Source organism: Aeromicrobium sp. PFPM2_SD2, assembly GCF_057364525.1.
In genome coordinates this window covers 1-14,284 of record NZ_JBNFNZ010000022.1, presented here as the reverse complement: position 1 = coordinate 14,284, position 14,284 = coordinate 1, and the positions used below count along the sequence as shown (strand labels likewise).

Below are 14,284 nucleotides of genomic sequence, written 5' to 3'. Positions count from 1 at the left end.
CTCGGCGTCGCTGAAGTCCTGCGCCGGCCCGCAGCAGCGCGTACTGGCCGGCCAGGCGCGAGCCGAACAGCAGCGGGTCGTCGGCGCCCAGCGCCACCTGCACGCCGTGCTCGACCAGCGTGCGCACCGGCACCTCCTCGAGCGTCCGGTAGACGCCGAGGGCGACGTTCGAGCTGGGGCACACCTCGAGCGCGACGCCGGCGGCGGCGACCCGGTCCAGGACGCGCGGGTCCTCGCTGGAGCGCACGCCGTGGCCGATCCGGTCGGGGTGCAGGTGGTCCAGGCACTGCGTGACGTGGTCGGGCCCGAGCAGCTCGCCGCCGTGCGGCACGGACGCCAGCCCGGCCCGGGCGGCGATGGCGAAGGCGGGCGCGAACTCCCCGGTGACGCCGCGCCGCTCGTCGTTGGACAGGCCGAACCCCAGCACCCCACGTCCGGCGTACTGGGCGGCGAGCCGGGCCAGGGTGCGGGGCGTCGAGCGGGTGACGGCGTGCGGTGGCGGCGACGACGACGCCCATACGCAGACCGGTCGCGCGCTCGGCCGCGCGCACCGCGTCCAGCACGAGGTCGGTGAACGCGGTGATCCCGCCGAAGCGGCCGCCGTAGCCGGACGGGTCGACCTGGATCTCGGTCCAGACCGCGCCGTCGGCCACGTCGTCCTCGGCCGCCTCGCGCACCAGCCGGCGCACGTCGTCCTCGGTGCGCAGCACGGAGCGCGCCACGTCGTAGAGCCGCTGGAAGCGGAACCAGCCCTTCTCGTCGGTCGCGGCCAGCTGCGGCGGCCACTCCTCGACCAGCGAGGGCGGCAGCCGGACGCCGTCGCGCTCGGCCAGCTCCAGCAGCGTCGCGTGCCGCATCGACCCGGTGAAGTGCAGGTGCAGGTGCGCCTTCGGCAGCGCCACCAGGCTGCGCGGTCCGTCCGGTCGGTCCTGCGCGTCGTCCATGCCCACGGCCGCGACGCTACCGCGTGAGGGACCGCTCCTCGCGCCGGCCACCGTCCCGAGTTCGACTCGCGCGGCCCCACCCCCTACACTTGACCGCACCGGTGAATTGTCACGCTGACTTGCCATGCCCTCGTGCGGGCGGGTCGACGGGGCCAGGCACCGAACGGCACTAGCTCAACTGGCAGAGCATCGGTCTCCAAAACCGAAGGTTGGGGGTTCAAGTCCCTCGTGCCGTGCGACCGAGGACACGACGAGAGAAGGCACCAGTGAGCGAGCACCACGAGGCAGTCGCCAAGCGCGGCCGCACGTCGCCGATCACGTTCTACCGCCAGGCGGTCGCCGAGCTGCGCAAGGTCGTGTGGCCCACGCGCCCGCAGGTCGTGCAGTACTTCTTCGTCGTCCTGGTGTTCGTGCTGGTCATGATGGCGATCGTGTCCGGCCTGGACTACGGGTTCGGCAAGGCCGTCTTCGCGCTCTTCGCCTGAGCCCCCGCAACCGAGGATCGAGAGACTTACCGTGACGCAGCCATTCGACGACACCGCCACCGACGAGGTCGCGGCCGACGAGGTCGACGCCGTCGAGGACGCCTCGCCCGAGGCCCTCGAGGCCGAGGACCACGCGGCGGACGCCGACGAGGCCGCCGAGCCGACCGTCGACGACGAGGCGCCGGTCGAGGTGGAGGACGCCGAGCTGCCCGAGGCGGCCGCCGACGTCGAGGACGCGCAGGACCCGCTCGAGGAGTTCCGCGACCGCCTGCGCACCCAGCCCGGCGACTGGTACGTCGTCCACACGTACTCCGGCATGGAGAAGCGCGTGAAGGCGAACCTGGAGAACCGCATCGTCTCGCTCAACGCCGAGGACGACATCTTCGAGATCGTCGTGCCGACCGAGGAGGTCGCCGAGATCAAGAACGGCCAGCGCAAGATGGTCAAGCGCACCGTCCTGCCCGGCTACGTCCTGGTCCGCATGTACCTCACCGACGAGTCGTGGGGCGTCGTGCGCCACACGCCGTCGGTCACCGGGTTCGTGGGCAACTCCCACCAGCCCGTCCCCCTGAGCCTCACCGAGGTCGAGCAGATGCTCGCCCCGGTGGTGGAGGCCGAGGCCGCTCCCGCGGCGCAGTCCTCCGAGCAGCCCGCCGCGAAGACCCCCAAGGTCGAGTTCTCCGACTTCGTCGTCGGCGACTCCGTCATGGTCGTCGATGGCCCGTTCGCGACGCTGCACGCCACGATCACCGAGATCAACATCGACGCCGCGCGGGTCAAGGCCCTCGTGGAGATCTTCGGTCGTGAGACCCCGGTCGAGCTGAGCTTCACGCAGATCCAGAAGGTCTGAACCGGCCCGGTTCGTCCACCCGACAGTCACACAAGCAAGGACCCGAACACACATGCCTCCCAAGAAGAAGGTCGCTGCCCTCGTCAAGGTGCAGCTCCAGGCCGGCCAGGCCAACCCGGCCCCGCCGGTCGGTACGGCCCTCGGCCCGCACGGCGTCAACATCATGGAGTTCTGCAAGGCGTACAACGCCGCGACGGAGTCCATGCGCGGCAACGTCATCCCGGTCGAGATCACGATCTACGAGGACCGCACGTTCTCGTTCATCACCAAGACCCCGCCGGCCGCCGAGCTCATCAAGAAGGCCGCCGGCCTGCAGAAGGGCTCGTCCGTCCCGCACACCGACAAGGTCGGCAAGCTCTCCAAGGACCAGGTCCGCGAGATCGCCACGACCAAGCTGCCCGACCTCAACGCGAACGACGTCGAGCAGGCCATGAAGATCGTCGAGGGAACCGCCCGCTCCATGGGCGTCACCGTCGACTGATCGTCCCCCTCCCGTGGAAGGGCCAGCTGGGCCCGCACCACTCCTGGTACACAGAAAGAAGCCAGTCATGACACAGCGTTCCAAGGCGTACCGCGCGGTCGCCGAGAAGATCGACCGCGACGCGCTCTACTCCCCGGTGGCGGCCATCGAGCTCGCCACCTCCTCGGCCGCCGGCAAGTTCGACCAGACCGTGGACGTGTCCATGCGTCTGGGCGTCGACCCGCGCAAGGCCGACCAGATGGTGCGCGGCACCGTCAACCTCCCGCACGGCACCGGCAAGACCGCCCGGGTCCTGGTCTTCGCCACCGGCGCCAACGCCGACGCCGCCCGTGAGGCCGGCGCCGACCACGTCGCGCGACGAGCTCGTCGAGAAGGTCAGCGAGGGCTGGCTGGACTTCGACGCGGTCGTCGCCACCCCCGACATGATGGGCAAGGTCGGTCGTCTCGGCCGCGTCCTCGGTCCCCGCAACCTGATGCCGAACCCGAAGACGGGCACGGTCACCCCCGACGTGGCCAAGGCCGTCTCGGACATCAAGGGCGGCAAGATCGAGTTCCGCGTCGACCGTCACGCGAACCTGCACTTCATCATCGGCAAGTCCTCGTTCAGCACCCAGCAGCTGGCCGAGAACTACGCGGCCGCCCTCGAGGAGGTGCTGCGGCTCAAGCCCAGCAGCTCGAAGGGCCGCTACATCAAGAAGGTCACCGTCTCCACGACGATGGGTCCGGGCGTCCCCGTCGACCCCAACCGCACGCGCGCGGTGGCCAGCGACGACGAGGCCTGATCGCCTCTCGCTCCACGACCGTGGCCCCCTGTCCGCTCCTGCGGGCCGGGGGCCACGGTCGTTCCGCCGTCCGTCGGCGCGGCGACGTATGCTCGCGGTGCGGGCGACCGCCCGTGACCAGCATCCCGGGGGAGAGGTCCACCACCATGAAGGCACGTCGTCCGTCCCTGCTCGCCGCCACCGCGCTCGCGGCGAGCCTCGTCCTGGGGGCCTGCGGCTCCGACGAGGGCTCCGCGAAGTCCGAGGGCTCGAGCCAGAGCCCCGCCAAGGACGCCGAGCCGGCCGCCCTGACGAAGGAGTCCTTCGCCCAGGAGGTGGCCGAGGCCCAGGTCGAGGCCGGCTCCAGCCACATGACGATGAAGGTCGTGGCCGGCGGCCAGACGATCACCGGCGAGGGCGACGTCCTGGTCGGCGGCGAGCCGTCCGACACCGCCGTCGACATGACGATGGACACCGGCGACGCCGGCACGATGGACCTCGTCCTGGTCGACGAGGTGATGTACATGCGTCTGGGCGACCTGACCGACGGCAAGTACGTCAAGATCGACCTCACCGACCCCAGCAACCCGGTCGGCAAGCAGTACGGCAACCTGCTGGACCAGCTCGACCCGTCCTCGCAGGTCGACCAGCTCGCGCAGGCCATCTCGGGCTTCGAGGCGAAGGGCGAGCCGGTCGAGATCGACGGCGTCCAGGCCCAGCCGTACGCCGTCACCGTCGACACCGCGCAGCTGCAGCAGGGCGCGGGCCAGAAGGTCCCGGGCATGCCGGCCTCGCTCGACTACACGATGTGGATCGGCCCGGACAACCTGATCCGCCGCATGACCACGACGAGCGTCGGCGAGGTCACCGTCGACTACAGCAAGTGGGGCGAGGACCTCGACGTCACGGCCCCGAAGGACTCCGAGATCAGCGACCAGGACCCGTTCGCCTCGATGTCCTGAGCGGACGTCCGCCGCCCCCGTCGTGACCGATTTGGTCGCGGCGGGGGCCGTCGCGTAGCATGGTCGAGCCGAAGACCGCTGGTTGGCGACTCACCCGAGTCTCCCGAAGTGCCCGCAAGGGCGGCCCGCGCAGGTTCACGAATGCGACATCTCATCGCGCCCCGTGGCCCTGTGCCCGGGGCGTTTCTCGTGGGCTCAGCACTCGGCACTGATCTGTGCTGGAAGGAGACCCATGGCACGCCCGGACAAGGTTGCGGCAGTCGCCGAGCTCGCGGACAGCTTCCGCGAGTCCAACGGCGCCGTCCTCACCGAGTACCGCGGTCTCACCGTGAAGCAGCTGCAGGACCTGCGGCGCTCGCTCGGTGGGAACGCGAGCTATGCCGTCGCGAAGAACACGCTGACCAAGATCGCCCTCAAGGACGCCGGTATCGACTTCGACGAGTCGCTGCTGACCGGTCCGACCGCCATCGCCTTCATCACGGGCGACCCGGTGGAGGCGGCCAAGGGCCTGCGTGACTTCTCGAAGGCCAACACCCCCCTCGTCCTCAAGGGAGGCTTCCTCGACGGGAAGTCGCTCTCGGCGGACGAGATCAACAAGCTGGCCGACCTCGAGTCGCGCGAGGTCCTCCTCGCCAAGCTCGCGGGCGGCATGAAGGCGAACCTGTCGAAGGCCGCCGCACTGTTCAACGCGCCGCTCTCGAAGACCGCTGCGACGGTCTTCGCGCTGCAGAGCAAGGCCGAGGCGGACCCGTCCGTCCTGGCCGGCGGCGCTGCCCCGGCTGCCGAGGAGACCGTCGCGGTCTCCGAGGACGCCACCCCCGCCGAGGCCCCCGAGGCCGAGGCCACCACCGAGGGCTGAAGCCCGATCCACCATCGGGACCCCCTCGGGGTCTCTAGTCAGGAAGGACGCCAACCATGGCGAAGCTGAGCACCGACGAGCTGCTGGATGCTTTCAAGGAAATGACGCTGATCGAGCTCTCCGAGTTCGTGAAGCAGTTCGAGGAGACCTTCGACGTCACCGCGGCCGCCCCGGTCGCCGTCGCCGCGGCCCCGGCCGCCGGTGGCGCGGGTGACGCGGGCGACGCCGCTGCCGAGAAGGACGAGTTCGACGTCGTCCTCGAGTCGGCCGGCGACAAGAAGATCCAGGTCATCAAGGAGGTGCGTGGCCTCACGAGCCTCGGCCTCAAGGAGGCCAAGGACCTCGTCGAGGGCGCCCCGAAGCCGATCCTCGAGAACGTCAACAAGGAGACCGCCGAGAAGGCGAAGGAGGCCCTCGAGGCCGCCGGCGCCACGGTCACCCTCAAGTGATCTCGCGCGTCGCGGTCTGACCGCGACGCCGGCACCTCCGACGAGAGGCGCCCACCCCGCACGGGGTGGGCGCCTCTCGCGCGTCCGGACGTCGTTCCGTACTCGCTCGTAACCTGCTGTTCCTCGAGTCGTTGAATCCTGTGTCCTGGGCCACACTGTGGGCCGAGGCCGGCGCAGGGAGAGGCGCCGGCACCCGGGACGGGCGAAGGGGGAGTCATGGGGGTCGAGGTCAAGGTCGACGGGCTGACGAAGAAGTTCGGCAGCCAGGTCATCTGGAACGACGTCACCCTGACGCTCCCGGCCGGCGAGATCTCGGTCATGCTCGGCCCCTCCGGCACCGGCAAGTCGGTCTTCCTCAAGTCCCTCATCGGCCTGCTCAAGCCCGACAAGGGCAGCATCGTCATCGAGGGCGTCGACGTCGCCTCCTGCTCCGAGCGCAAGCTGTACGAGATCCGCAAGCTGTTCGGCGTCCTGTTCCAGGACGGCGCGATGTTCGGCTCGATGGACCTGTACGACAACGTCGCCTTCCCGCTGCGCGAGCACACCCGCAAGACCGAGTCGCAGATCCGCCAGGTCGTCATGGAGAAGATGGACCTGGTCGGCCTGGCCGGCGCCGAGCGCAAGCTGCCCGGCGAGATCTCCGGCGGCATGCGCAAGCGCGCGGGGCTCGCTCGCGCCCTGGTGATGGACCCCGAGATCCTGCTCATCGACGAGCCCGACTCGGGTCTGGACCCGGTCCGCACCGCCTACATCAACCAGCTGTTCATCGACCTCAACGCGCAGATCGACGCGACGTTCCTCATCGTCACGCACGACATCAACACCGCGCGCACGGTGCCCGACAACATCGGCCTGCTCTACCACAAGCACCTGGCGATGTTCGGCCCGCGCGAGATGCTGCTGAGCAGCCGCGAGCCGGTCGTGGCCCAGTTCCTCAACGCCCAGCGGGTCGGCCCGATCGGCATGAGCGAGGAGAAGGACGCCGACGAGCTCGCTGCCGAGGCGAGCATCGAGATGCCGCCGCTGCCGCCCATCGCCCGCCAGCTCGAGCCCTCCGACGGACGTCCCCGCCGGGCGCAGAAGGAGCCGGGCGCCTGGTGCGCCGCCAACGGCCGTCGTCCCGCCCCCGGGCTCGTTCGAGCCGGCCGCCACCGGAGCCGTGGCATGACCCTGCACGTCGTCACCGGCCCGGCGCGCGTCGCCGGCGGCCTGTTCGCCTTCGCCCTCGACGTCGTCGTGGCGATGTTCCGCCGGCCGTTCCAGGTCCGCGAGATGCTCCAGCAGGCGTGGTTCATCGTCACCGTCACGATCGTCCCGACCGCGCTGGTCGCCATCCCGTTCGGCGCGGTCATCGCGCTGCAGGTCGGCGGGCTGATCAAGCAGTTCGGCGCCCAGTCGTTCACCGGCTCGGCCGCGGTGCTCGCCGTCGTCCGCGAGGCCGGCCCGATCGCCACCGCGCTGCTCGTGGCCGGGGCCGCGGGCTCGGCCATCGCCGCCGACCTCGGCTCGCGGCGCATCCGCGAGGAGCTCGACGCGATGATGGTGCTGGGCATCAACCCGGTGCAGCGCCTCGTCGCCCCGCGCGTGCTGGCCTGCATGGTCGTGGCCGTGGGCCTCAACAGCCTGGTCAACATCGTCGGCGTGGCCGGTGGCTTCGTGTTCAACGTGGTGCTCCAGGACGGCACGCCGGGCGCCTACATCGCCTCGTTCACCGCCCTGGCCCAGGAGGCCGACCTCTGGCAGGGCATGGTCAAGGCGCTCATCTTCGGCTTCATCGCGGCGATCGTGGCCGCCTACAAGGGCATGAACGCCGCCGGCGGGCCCAAGGGCGTCGGCGACGCGGTCAACGAGGCCGTGGTCATCACCTTCACGCTGCTGTTCATCGTGAACTTCTTCGTCACGGCGATCTACCTGCAGCTCGTCCCGCCGAAGGGGATGTGACATGGCGACCGGAGTCTTCGGCAGCGTCGTCAACGCGCCGCGCAGGACGCTCGACGGCGTCGACGGCCTGGGCCGGCAGATGCTGTTCTACCTGCGCGTCATCGCCTCGGTGCCGCGCACGCTCAAGAACTACCGCAAGGAGATCGTCCGGCTGCTCGCCGAGGTCACCCTCGGCTCGGGCTCGCTGGCGGTCATCGGCGGCACTGTCGGCGTCATCACCGCGATGTGCTTCTTCACCGGCACCGAGGTCGGCATCCAGGGCTTCGCCTCGCTCGACCAGCTCGGCACGTCGGCGTTCACCGGCTTCGTCTCGGCCTACTTCAACACCCGCGAGATCGCGCCCATCGTGGCCGGCATCGCGCTGGCCGCCACGGTCGGCTGCGGCTTCACCGCCCAGCTCGGCGCCATGCGCATCTCCGAGGAGGTCGACGCGCTCGAGGTCATGGCGATCCCGTCGTTGCCCTTCCTGGTCACCACGCGGGTCATCGCCGGGCTGATCGCCGTCGTCCCGCTGTACGTCGTCGGCCTGCTGTCGTCCTACTTCGCCACCCGGCTCACGGTCACGCAGATCAACAACCAGAGCCCCGGCACCTACGACCACTACTTCAACGCCTTCCTGCCACCGGAGGACGTGCTCTGGAGCTTCGCGAAGGTGCTCGTCTTCGCGGTCGTGGTCATCCTCATCCACTGCTACCACGGCTACTACGCCTCGGGCGGTCCCGCGGGCGTGGGCGTCGCGGTCGGCAAGGCCGTCCGCACGTCCATCGTGGCCATCAACGTCGTCGACCTGCTCGCCTCCATGGCGATCTGGGGCACGACCACGACCGTGAGGCTGGCCGGCTGATGGCGCGCACGCCCCTGCTCGAGCGCCCCGGACCGCTGCGCGTCCTCGGGGTCGGCTTCGTCGTGCTCATGCTCTTCCTGGTGTGGCTGACGTACGCGTTCTTCGAGAAGAAGTTCGTCGACTCGGTCCCGGTGACCATGAAGGCGTCCAACGTGGGCCTGTCGCTCGGCCGCGACGCCGACGTGAAGCTGCGCGGCATGATCGTCGGCCAGGTGCGCGAGGTGCGCACCGACGGCGACGGCGTCACGATGCAGCTGGCCATGGACCCCGACGCGATCGAGTCGGTGCCCGCCGACGTGAGCGCGCGCATCGTCCCCAAGACCCTGTTCGGCGAGAAGTACGTGCAGCTCGTCGCCCCCGAGGACGTCGGCGACCGCGTGCTCCGGGCCGGCGACGTCATCGAGCGGGCCGACGTCCCGATCGAGGTCGAGACGCTGCTCAACAACCTCTACCCGGTGCTCGAGGCGGTCTCGCCCGAGGACCTCGGCCACACCCTGTCGGCGCTGTCGACCGCCCTCGAGGGCCGCGGCGAGCGGCTCGGCGACATGCTGGTCGACCTCGACGCCTACCTGACCGAGATCAACCCCGAGGTGCCGCAGCTCATCGACGACGTCGACAAGCTCGGCGAGGTGGCCGACACCTACGCCGACGCCATGCCCGACCTCGGCCGGCTGCTGAGCAACGCGGTCGTCACCGGCGACACGATCGTGGCCAAGCGCTCGCAGCTGGCGGCGTTCTTCCAGGAGGGCGACCAGCTCGCCGGGCGGCTCGACACCCTCCTGCGGGCCAACGAGGACAACCTGGTCGACCTGCCGGCGCTCTCGCGCGAGGCGCTCGAGGTCACGGGGGAGTACTCGCGCGCCTTCCCCTGCTTCCTCGAGGGCATGGCCAACATCATCCCCAAGCTGGACGACGTCTACCGCGACGACACCGTCCACATCAAGCTCGAGCTGCTGCCGCTGACCGGCCAGCCGACCGGCTACGAGAAGGACGAGCGCGCGGTGCTGACCCGCAAGCAGCTGCAGAGCAAGCTGACCGAGCCGACCTGCCTGGACCTGCCGAACCCGCCGTACGACCAGGAGAACCCGTTCCCGGGCGGCTCGGCGGAGCTGTACGAGCTGATCGGCCTCGACGGCGACCACAACAAGTTCCGGGCGCCGGCCGCCGGGCTCGACGAGGTCGTGCAGCCCAGCATCGTCAGCGACGGCCCGGCCGAGCGCGAGGCGCTCGACACCCTGCTCGGCGCCCGCCTGGGGCAGGCCGAGGTGCCCGACGTCGGCAGCCTGCTCGTCGGACCGATCGTGCGCGGGGCGGAGGTGCGCGTCGATGAAGCTCGATAAGGCCTCGATCGCCGCGCTGGTCAAGCTCGTCGCCTTCCTGACCGCGACGGCGCTGGCCACCGTGTTCCTCATGATGCTGCTGGGCAACGGCAGCTTCGGCGATCGCACGACCTACAAGGCGGTCTTCCACGACGTCACCGGCATGGCCAAGGGCGACGACGTCCGCATCGCCGGCGTGGCCGTCGGCTCGGTCCGCGAGATCGAGATCCACGACCGCGACAAGGCGCTCGTCACCTTCGCCGTCGACTCCGACCACCGGCTGACCGAGAACACGCACGCCCAGATCCGCTTCCGCAACCTGGTCGGCCAGCGCTACATCGCGCTGAGCCAGGGCGCCGAGGGAGCGCAGTCGCCGCTGAAGGCGGGCGCCACCATCCCCGACGACCGCACCGAGGAGGCGCTCGACCTCGACGTCCTGCTCAACGGGTTCAAGCCGGTCTTCCAGGCCCTCTCGCCCGACGACACCAACAAGCTGGCCTACGAGATCATCCAGACCCTGCAGGGCGAGAGCGGCTCCGTGGAGCGGCTGCTGGACCGCACCGCCTCGCTCACCAGCACGCTCGCCGAGCGCGACGAGCTGATCGGCGACGTGGTGGTCAACCTGGACGACGTGCTCGACACGGTGGGCCGGCGCGACGAGGAGCTCGGCGACATGATCGACACCCTGCAGCAGTTCGTCACCGGGCTGAAGCAGGACCGCACCGCGATCCTGGACTCCGTGGACGCGGTCTCGGACCTCACCGACGAGACGTCGGACCTGCTGGTCGAGGGTCGTCCCGCGCTCACCGAGGACGTGGCCCAGCTCAACCGGCTCACCGCCCGGCTGAGCACGCGCAAGAACCTGCAGCGCACCGCGACGTCGCTGGACATCCTGCCGATCAAGATGAAGAAGCTGGCCGCGTCGGCGTCGTACGGCTCGTACTTCAACTTCTACCTGTGCGACATCAAGGGCGTCGTCGAGCTGCCGCGCATTCCGCTGCTCGGCCTGCAGCAGGAGACGAAGCTGCAGATCGGCGGCGACGACGGCCTCCAGGTCGGCGGAGCGAGGTGCGAGTCGTGAAGCCCTTCCGCGAGCGCAACCACACGACGATCGGCATCGTCGGCTTCGCCCTCATCGGCTCGATGATGCTGGCCGCCTTCCGCGCCGACGACCTGCCCCTCATCGGCGGCGGCGACACCTACCACGCCGAGCTGGCCGAGGTCGGCGGGCTGCAGTCCGGCGACGAGGTCCGCGTGGCCGGCGTGCCGGTCGGCGAGGTCAAGAAGATCGCGCTGGACGGCGACCGGGTCAAGGTCAGCTTCCAGCTCGACGAGGGCGCGAGCTCGGCGACCGGACGTCGGCCCAGATCAAGGTGCGCACGCTGCTGGGCGCCGAGTACCTCGCGCTCATGCCGGAGGGCGACGGCGACCTGAAGGCCGGCGCCACCATCCCGCTCGAGCGCACGATCGCCCCGTACAACGTCGTCGAGGCGTTCTCCGAGCTGAGCGAGACCACCGACCGGCTCGACGTCGAGCAGATCAGCACGGCGCTCACGACGCTGTCGGACGTCGCCCAGCGCACGCCCGAGGAGTTCCGCGGCGCCCTGCGGGGCGTCTCGGCCGTCTCGCGCAACCTGGCCGCCCGCGACGAGCAGCTGCAGTCGCTGCTGGGCAACCTGCGCACCGTCACCGAGGTGGTCAGCTCCCGCAACGAGCAGCTGGAGACGCTGTTCGCGGACTCCGACGTCCTGTTCCGCGCCGTCTCGGCCCGGCGCGACGAGATCCACCGGCTGCTGGTCTCCACCCAGCGCATCTCCGGCGAGCTGCGCGGCCTGGTCAAGGACACGCGGGCCGACCTGAAGCCGGCGCTCACCCAGCTGGGCAAGGTGACCGGCATGCTGCGCAAGCACGAGGCCAGCCTCGACGAGGCGCTGCGCGTCATGGCGCCGTTCGACACCGTCTTCGCCAACGCGCTCGGCTCGGGCCCGTGGTTCGACTCCTACATCGCCGGCCTGCCGCCGAACCTCGGCCTGGCCCAGCAGCTCAAGGACGCCCTGGGGGTGACGCGATGACCGCCCTGCTGTCCCGCACCGGACGGATCCTGTCCGCGCTCGTGGTCCTGGCCCTCGTGGTCGCGGCCGTCGTGGTGCTCAGCGAGCGCGACGGCACCCGCACCCTCACCGCCGACTTCGCCGCCACGAACAGCCTGTACAAGGGCTCGGACGTCAAGGTGCTCGGCGTGCCCGTCGGCCGGGTCACCGCGCTCGAGCCGCGCGGCGAGGTCGTCCGGGCCACGATCGAGTACTCCGGAGACGTCGAGCTGCCGGCCGACGTCAAGGCCGTCCTGGTCTCGCCGTCGGTCGTCGGCGACCGGTTCGTGCAGCTCGCGCCGGCCTACACGAAGGGCCCGCGGCTCAAGGCGTCCGCCCACCTGCCGCGCGAGCGCACCGCCGTGCCGGTCGAGCTCGACGAGGTCTACCAGTCGCTGGACGACCTGTCGGTGGCGCTGGGCCCCAAGGGCGCGAACAAGGACGGCTCGCTGAGCAGGCTCCTCGACGCGAGCGCCCGCCAGCTCGACGGCGAGGGCCGCCAGGTCAACGACACCATCCGCGACGTCGGCCGGCTCAGCCAGACGCTCGAGAACAGCTCGGACGACCTGTTCGGCTCGGTCCGCGAGATCTCCGAGTTCGTCTCGATGCTGCGCGAGAACGACGCCACCGTCCGGCGCTTCAACGACAGCACCGCGCAGGTGGCCGAGGTGCTCGAGGGGGAGCGGGGCGACCTCGCCGCGACGGTCGACGAGCTGAGCCGGGCGCTCGTCGACGTCCGCGACCTGGTCAAGGAGAACCGCCAGGTGCTCGGCGACGACGTCGAGGACCTCACCTCGATCTCGCGCGTGCTGGTGAAGCACCGCGACGCGCTCGAGCAGGTCGTGGTCGACGCGCCCACCGCCCTGTCCAACGTGGCGCTCACCTACAACGGCCGCTACGGCACGCTCGACAACCGCAGCAACATCGAGAAGATGCTCTTCGGCGGGCTCGAGGACCCCAAGACCTTCCTGTGCACCCTGCTGGGCGAGAGCGGCAGGGGGTCCACGGACGTCTGCAAGACGCTCGGCGACCTGCTCGGCGGACTCACCGGCGGCTCGTCGTCGGCCCGCAACCGCGCCGCCGTCGGCGCGGCCCCGGCCGCCGGCAGCGTGGCCACGACCCGGCCGGACCAGGTCAACGACTCGATCGCCGACATGCTGGGGGTGGCTCCGTGAAGCGCCTGCTCGTGACCGGTGTGGCCGCCGCCCTGCTGTCGGGCTGCTCGATGTCGCCCTACGACGTCCCGCTGCCCGGCGGTGCCGACGTGGGCGACGACCCGTACACCGTGACCGTCCAGTTCCGCGACGTCCTCGACCTGGTGCCGCAGAGCGGCGTGCGGGTCGACGAGGTGCCGGTGGGCCGGGTCAGCGACGTCCGCCTCGACGGCTGGACCGCGGAGGTCGACGTGACGCTCAACCGCGACGTGAAGCTGCCCGACAACGCCCGGGCCACGATCCGCCAGACCAGCCTGCTGGGCGAGAAGTTCGTCTCGCTGGAGGCGCCGGAGAAGGGCGCTGAGGGCGAGCTCGGCGACGGCGACACCATCCCGTTGAGCCAGACCGGCCGCAACCCCGAGGTCGAGGAGGTGCTCAGCGCCGCGTCGCTGCTGCTGAACGGCAGCGGCTTGGAGAAGACCCAGACGATCGTGCGCGAGCTCAACCGGGCCCTGGACGGCAACGAGGCCGAGGTCAAGCGGCTGCTGACGTCGGCCGGCGACCTGGCCGCGCGGCTGGACGACAACAAGGAGCGCATCCTGACCACGCTGGAGAAGGTCGACCGGCTGGCTCGGCGCACCCAGCAGCAGGAGAAGGCGATCACCGGCGCGCTGGACCAGGTGCCGGACGCGCTGCGGGTCGTCGACGGCCAGCGCGAGGCGCTCGTGACGCTCCTCGACGGGCTCGAGCGGCTCAGCGAGGTCGGCACCCGCGTCGTCAAGACGTCCAAGGACGACGTCCTGGCCGACCTGGAGGCGCTCCGTCCCACGCTGACCAACCTCGGCACCGCCGCCGACGACCTGGTCACGTCCTTCCAGGCGCTGCTGACCTTCCCGTTCACCGACGCGGTGGTCGGCAAGACGCTCGAGGAGGCCAAGGCCTACGAGCCGGGCGACTACACGAACCTGTCGATGCGCCTGGACCTCAACGCCGACACGCTCGCCCAGGTGCTCGACCTGGAGGGGCTGCTCGACGCGGTCACCGGCCCCCTGCGGGGCGAGCCCGGTGCGGCCGGCGAGCCGCTGGACGACCTGCTCGGCCTGGTCCGCGGCTACGTGCCCGAGGCAGGCCGAACGGCACGCCGG

Annotated in this window: 15 protein-coding genes, 1 tRNA gene and 3 pseudogenes; 17 read left to right on the top strand and 2 right to left on the bottom strand. The window is 70.5% G+C overall.

From position 1 onward, the window contains the following. The coding region (locus tag AC2W7G_RS02820; RefSeq protein WP_485867101.1) for an amidohydrolase family protein at positions 1-427 on the bottom strand (427 nt) is incomplete at its 3' end. Between the two features lie 112 nt (positions 428-539). After that, positions 540-857, bottom strand: a pseudogene (locus AC2W7G_RS02815) (adenosine deaminase); the annotation flags it as partial. 250 nt (positions 858-1,107) lie between these two features. Here AC2W7G_RS02815 and AC2W7G_RS02810 point away from each other — a divergent pair. The 17 genes and pseudogenes from AC2W7G_RS02810 to AC2W7G_RS02730 all read left to right on the top strand — a co-directional run. Further along, positions 1,108-1,180: transfer RNA gene (locus AC2W7G_RS02810), tRNA-Trp, on the top strand. A 30-nt stretch (positions 1,181-1,210) separates the two neighbouring features. Further along, positions 1,211-1,429 carry a preprotein translocase subunit SecE gene (secE, locus tag AC2W7G_RS02805; RefSeq protein ID WP_485867100.1) on the top strand — a complete coding sequence of 73 codons (219 nt, stop codon included), beginning with the start codon at positions 1,211-1,213 and terminating at the stop codon, positions 1,427-1,429. A gap of 31 nt (positions 1,430-1,460) precedes the next feature. Beyond that, the gene (gene nusG, locus AC2W7G_RS02800; RefSeq protein ID WP_485867099.1) at positions 1,461-2,279 is read left to right on the top strand and encodes a transcription termination/antitermination protein NusG; all 819 of its coding nucleotides are present in this window, start codon (positions 1,461-1,463) and stop codon (positions 2,277-2,279) included. A 52-nt stretch (positions 2,280-2,331) separates the two neighbouring features. After that, positions 2,332-2,760, top strand: coding sequence for a 50S ribosomal protein L11 (rplK, locus tag AC2W7G_RS02795; RefSeq protein ID WP_485867098.1), 429 nt, complete (start codon positions 2,332-2,334; stop codon positions 2,758-2,760). A 67-nt stretch (positions 2,761-2,827) separates the two neighbouring features. Next, positions 2,828-3,542 (top strand): annotated as a pseudogene (rplA, locus tag AC2W7G_RS02790) (50S ribosomal protein L1). A 146-nt stretch (positions 3,543-3,688) separates the two neighbouring features. Then, positions 3,689-4,483 carry an SCO4651 family lipoprotein gene (locus AC2W7G_RS02785; RefSeq protein ID WP_485867097.1) on the top strand — a complete coding sequence of 265 codons (795 nt, stop codon included), beginning with the start codon at positions 3,689-3,691 and terminating at the stop codon, positions 4,481-4,483. 232 nt (positions 4,484-4,715) lie between these two features. Beyond that, positions 4,716-5,342, top strand: a complete 627-nt coding sequence (gene rplJ / locus AC2W7G_RS02780; RefSeq protein WP_485867096.1) for a 50S ribosomal protein L10 — start codon at positions 4,716-4,718, stop codon at positions 5,340-5,342. A 56-nt stretch (positions 5,343-5,398) separates the two neighbouring features. Beyond that, positions 5,399-5,791 (top strand): 50S ribosomal protein L7/L12, encoded by a 393-nt coding sequence (gene rplL, locus AC2W7G_RS02775; RefSeq protein ID WP_485867095.1) that lies wholly within the window; start codon positions 5,399-5,401, stop codon positions 5,789-5,791. A gap of 216 nt (positions 5,792-6,007) precedes the next feature. Further along, positions 6,008-6,553 (top strand): annotated as a pseudogene (locus AC2W7G_RS02770) (ABC transporter ATP-binding protein); the annotation flags it as partial. A gap of 402 nt (positions 6,554-6,955) precedes the next feature. Further along, positions 6,956-7,732, top strand: coding sequence for an MlaE family ABC transporter permease (locus AC2W7G_RS02765; RefSeq protein WP_485867102.1), 777 nt, complete (start codon positions 6,956-6,958; stop codon positions 7,730-7,732). A 1-nt stretch (position 7,733) separates the two neighbouring features. Continuing rightward, positions 7,734-8,576, top strand: coding sequence for an MlaE family ABC transporter permease (locus AC2W7G_RS02760; RefSeq protein ID WP_485867094.1), 843 nt, complete (start codon positions 7,734-7,736; stop codon positions 8,574-8,576). Continuing rightward, a complete protein-coding gene (locus AC2W7G_RS02755) occupies positions 8,576-9,916 on the top strand; it encodes an MCE family protein (protein ID WP_485867093.1) in 1,341 nt (446 codons plus the stop codon). Before AC2W7G_RS02760 ends, AC2W7G_RS02755 begins: the two co-directional genes overlap by 1 nt. Continuing rightward, complete coding sequence (locus tag AC2W7G_RS02750) at positions 9,903-10,976, top strand: MCE family protein (protein WP_485867092.1); 1,074 nt, start codon at positions 9,903-9,905, stop codon at positions 10,974-10,976. Before AC2W7G_RS02755 ends, AC2W7G_RS02750 begins: the two co-directional genes overlap by 14 nt. Continuing rightward, positions 10,973-11,329: an MlaD family protein gene (locus AC2W7G_RS02745; RefSeq protein ID WP_485867091.1), complete on the top strand. Its 357-nt coding sequence runs from the start codon at positions 10,973-10,975 to the stop codon at positions 11,327-11,329. Before AC2W7G_RS02750 ends, AC2W7G_RS02745 begins: the two co-directional genes overlap by 4 nt. After that, entirely contained in the window at positions 11,269-11,967 is a 699-nt protein-coding gene (locus AC2W7G_RS02740) for an MCE family protein (RefSeq protein WP_485867090.1), read from the top strand. The genes AC2W7G_RS02745 and AC2W7G_RS02740 overlap by 61 nt, the downstream gene beginning before the upstream one ends. Beyond that, positions 11,964-13,160, top strand: a complete 1,197-nt coding sequence (locus AC2W7G_RS02735) for an MCE family protein (protein WP_485867089.1) — start codon at positions 11,964-11,966, stop codon at positions 13,158-13,160. The genes AC2W7G_RS02740 and AC2W7G_RS02735 overlap by 4 nt, the downstream gene beginning before the upstream one ends. Continuing rightward, the coding region (locus tag AC2W7G_RS02730; RefSeq protein WP_485867088.1) for an MCE family protein at positions 13,157-14,284 on the top strand (1,128 nt) is incomplete at its 3' end. The genes AC2W7G_RS02735 and AC2W7G_RS02730, both read left to right, overlap by 4 nt.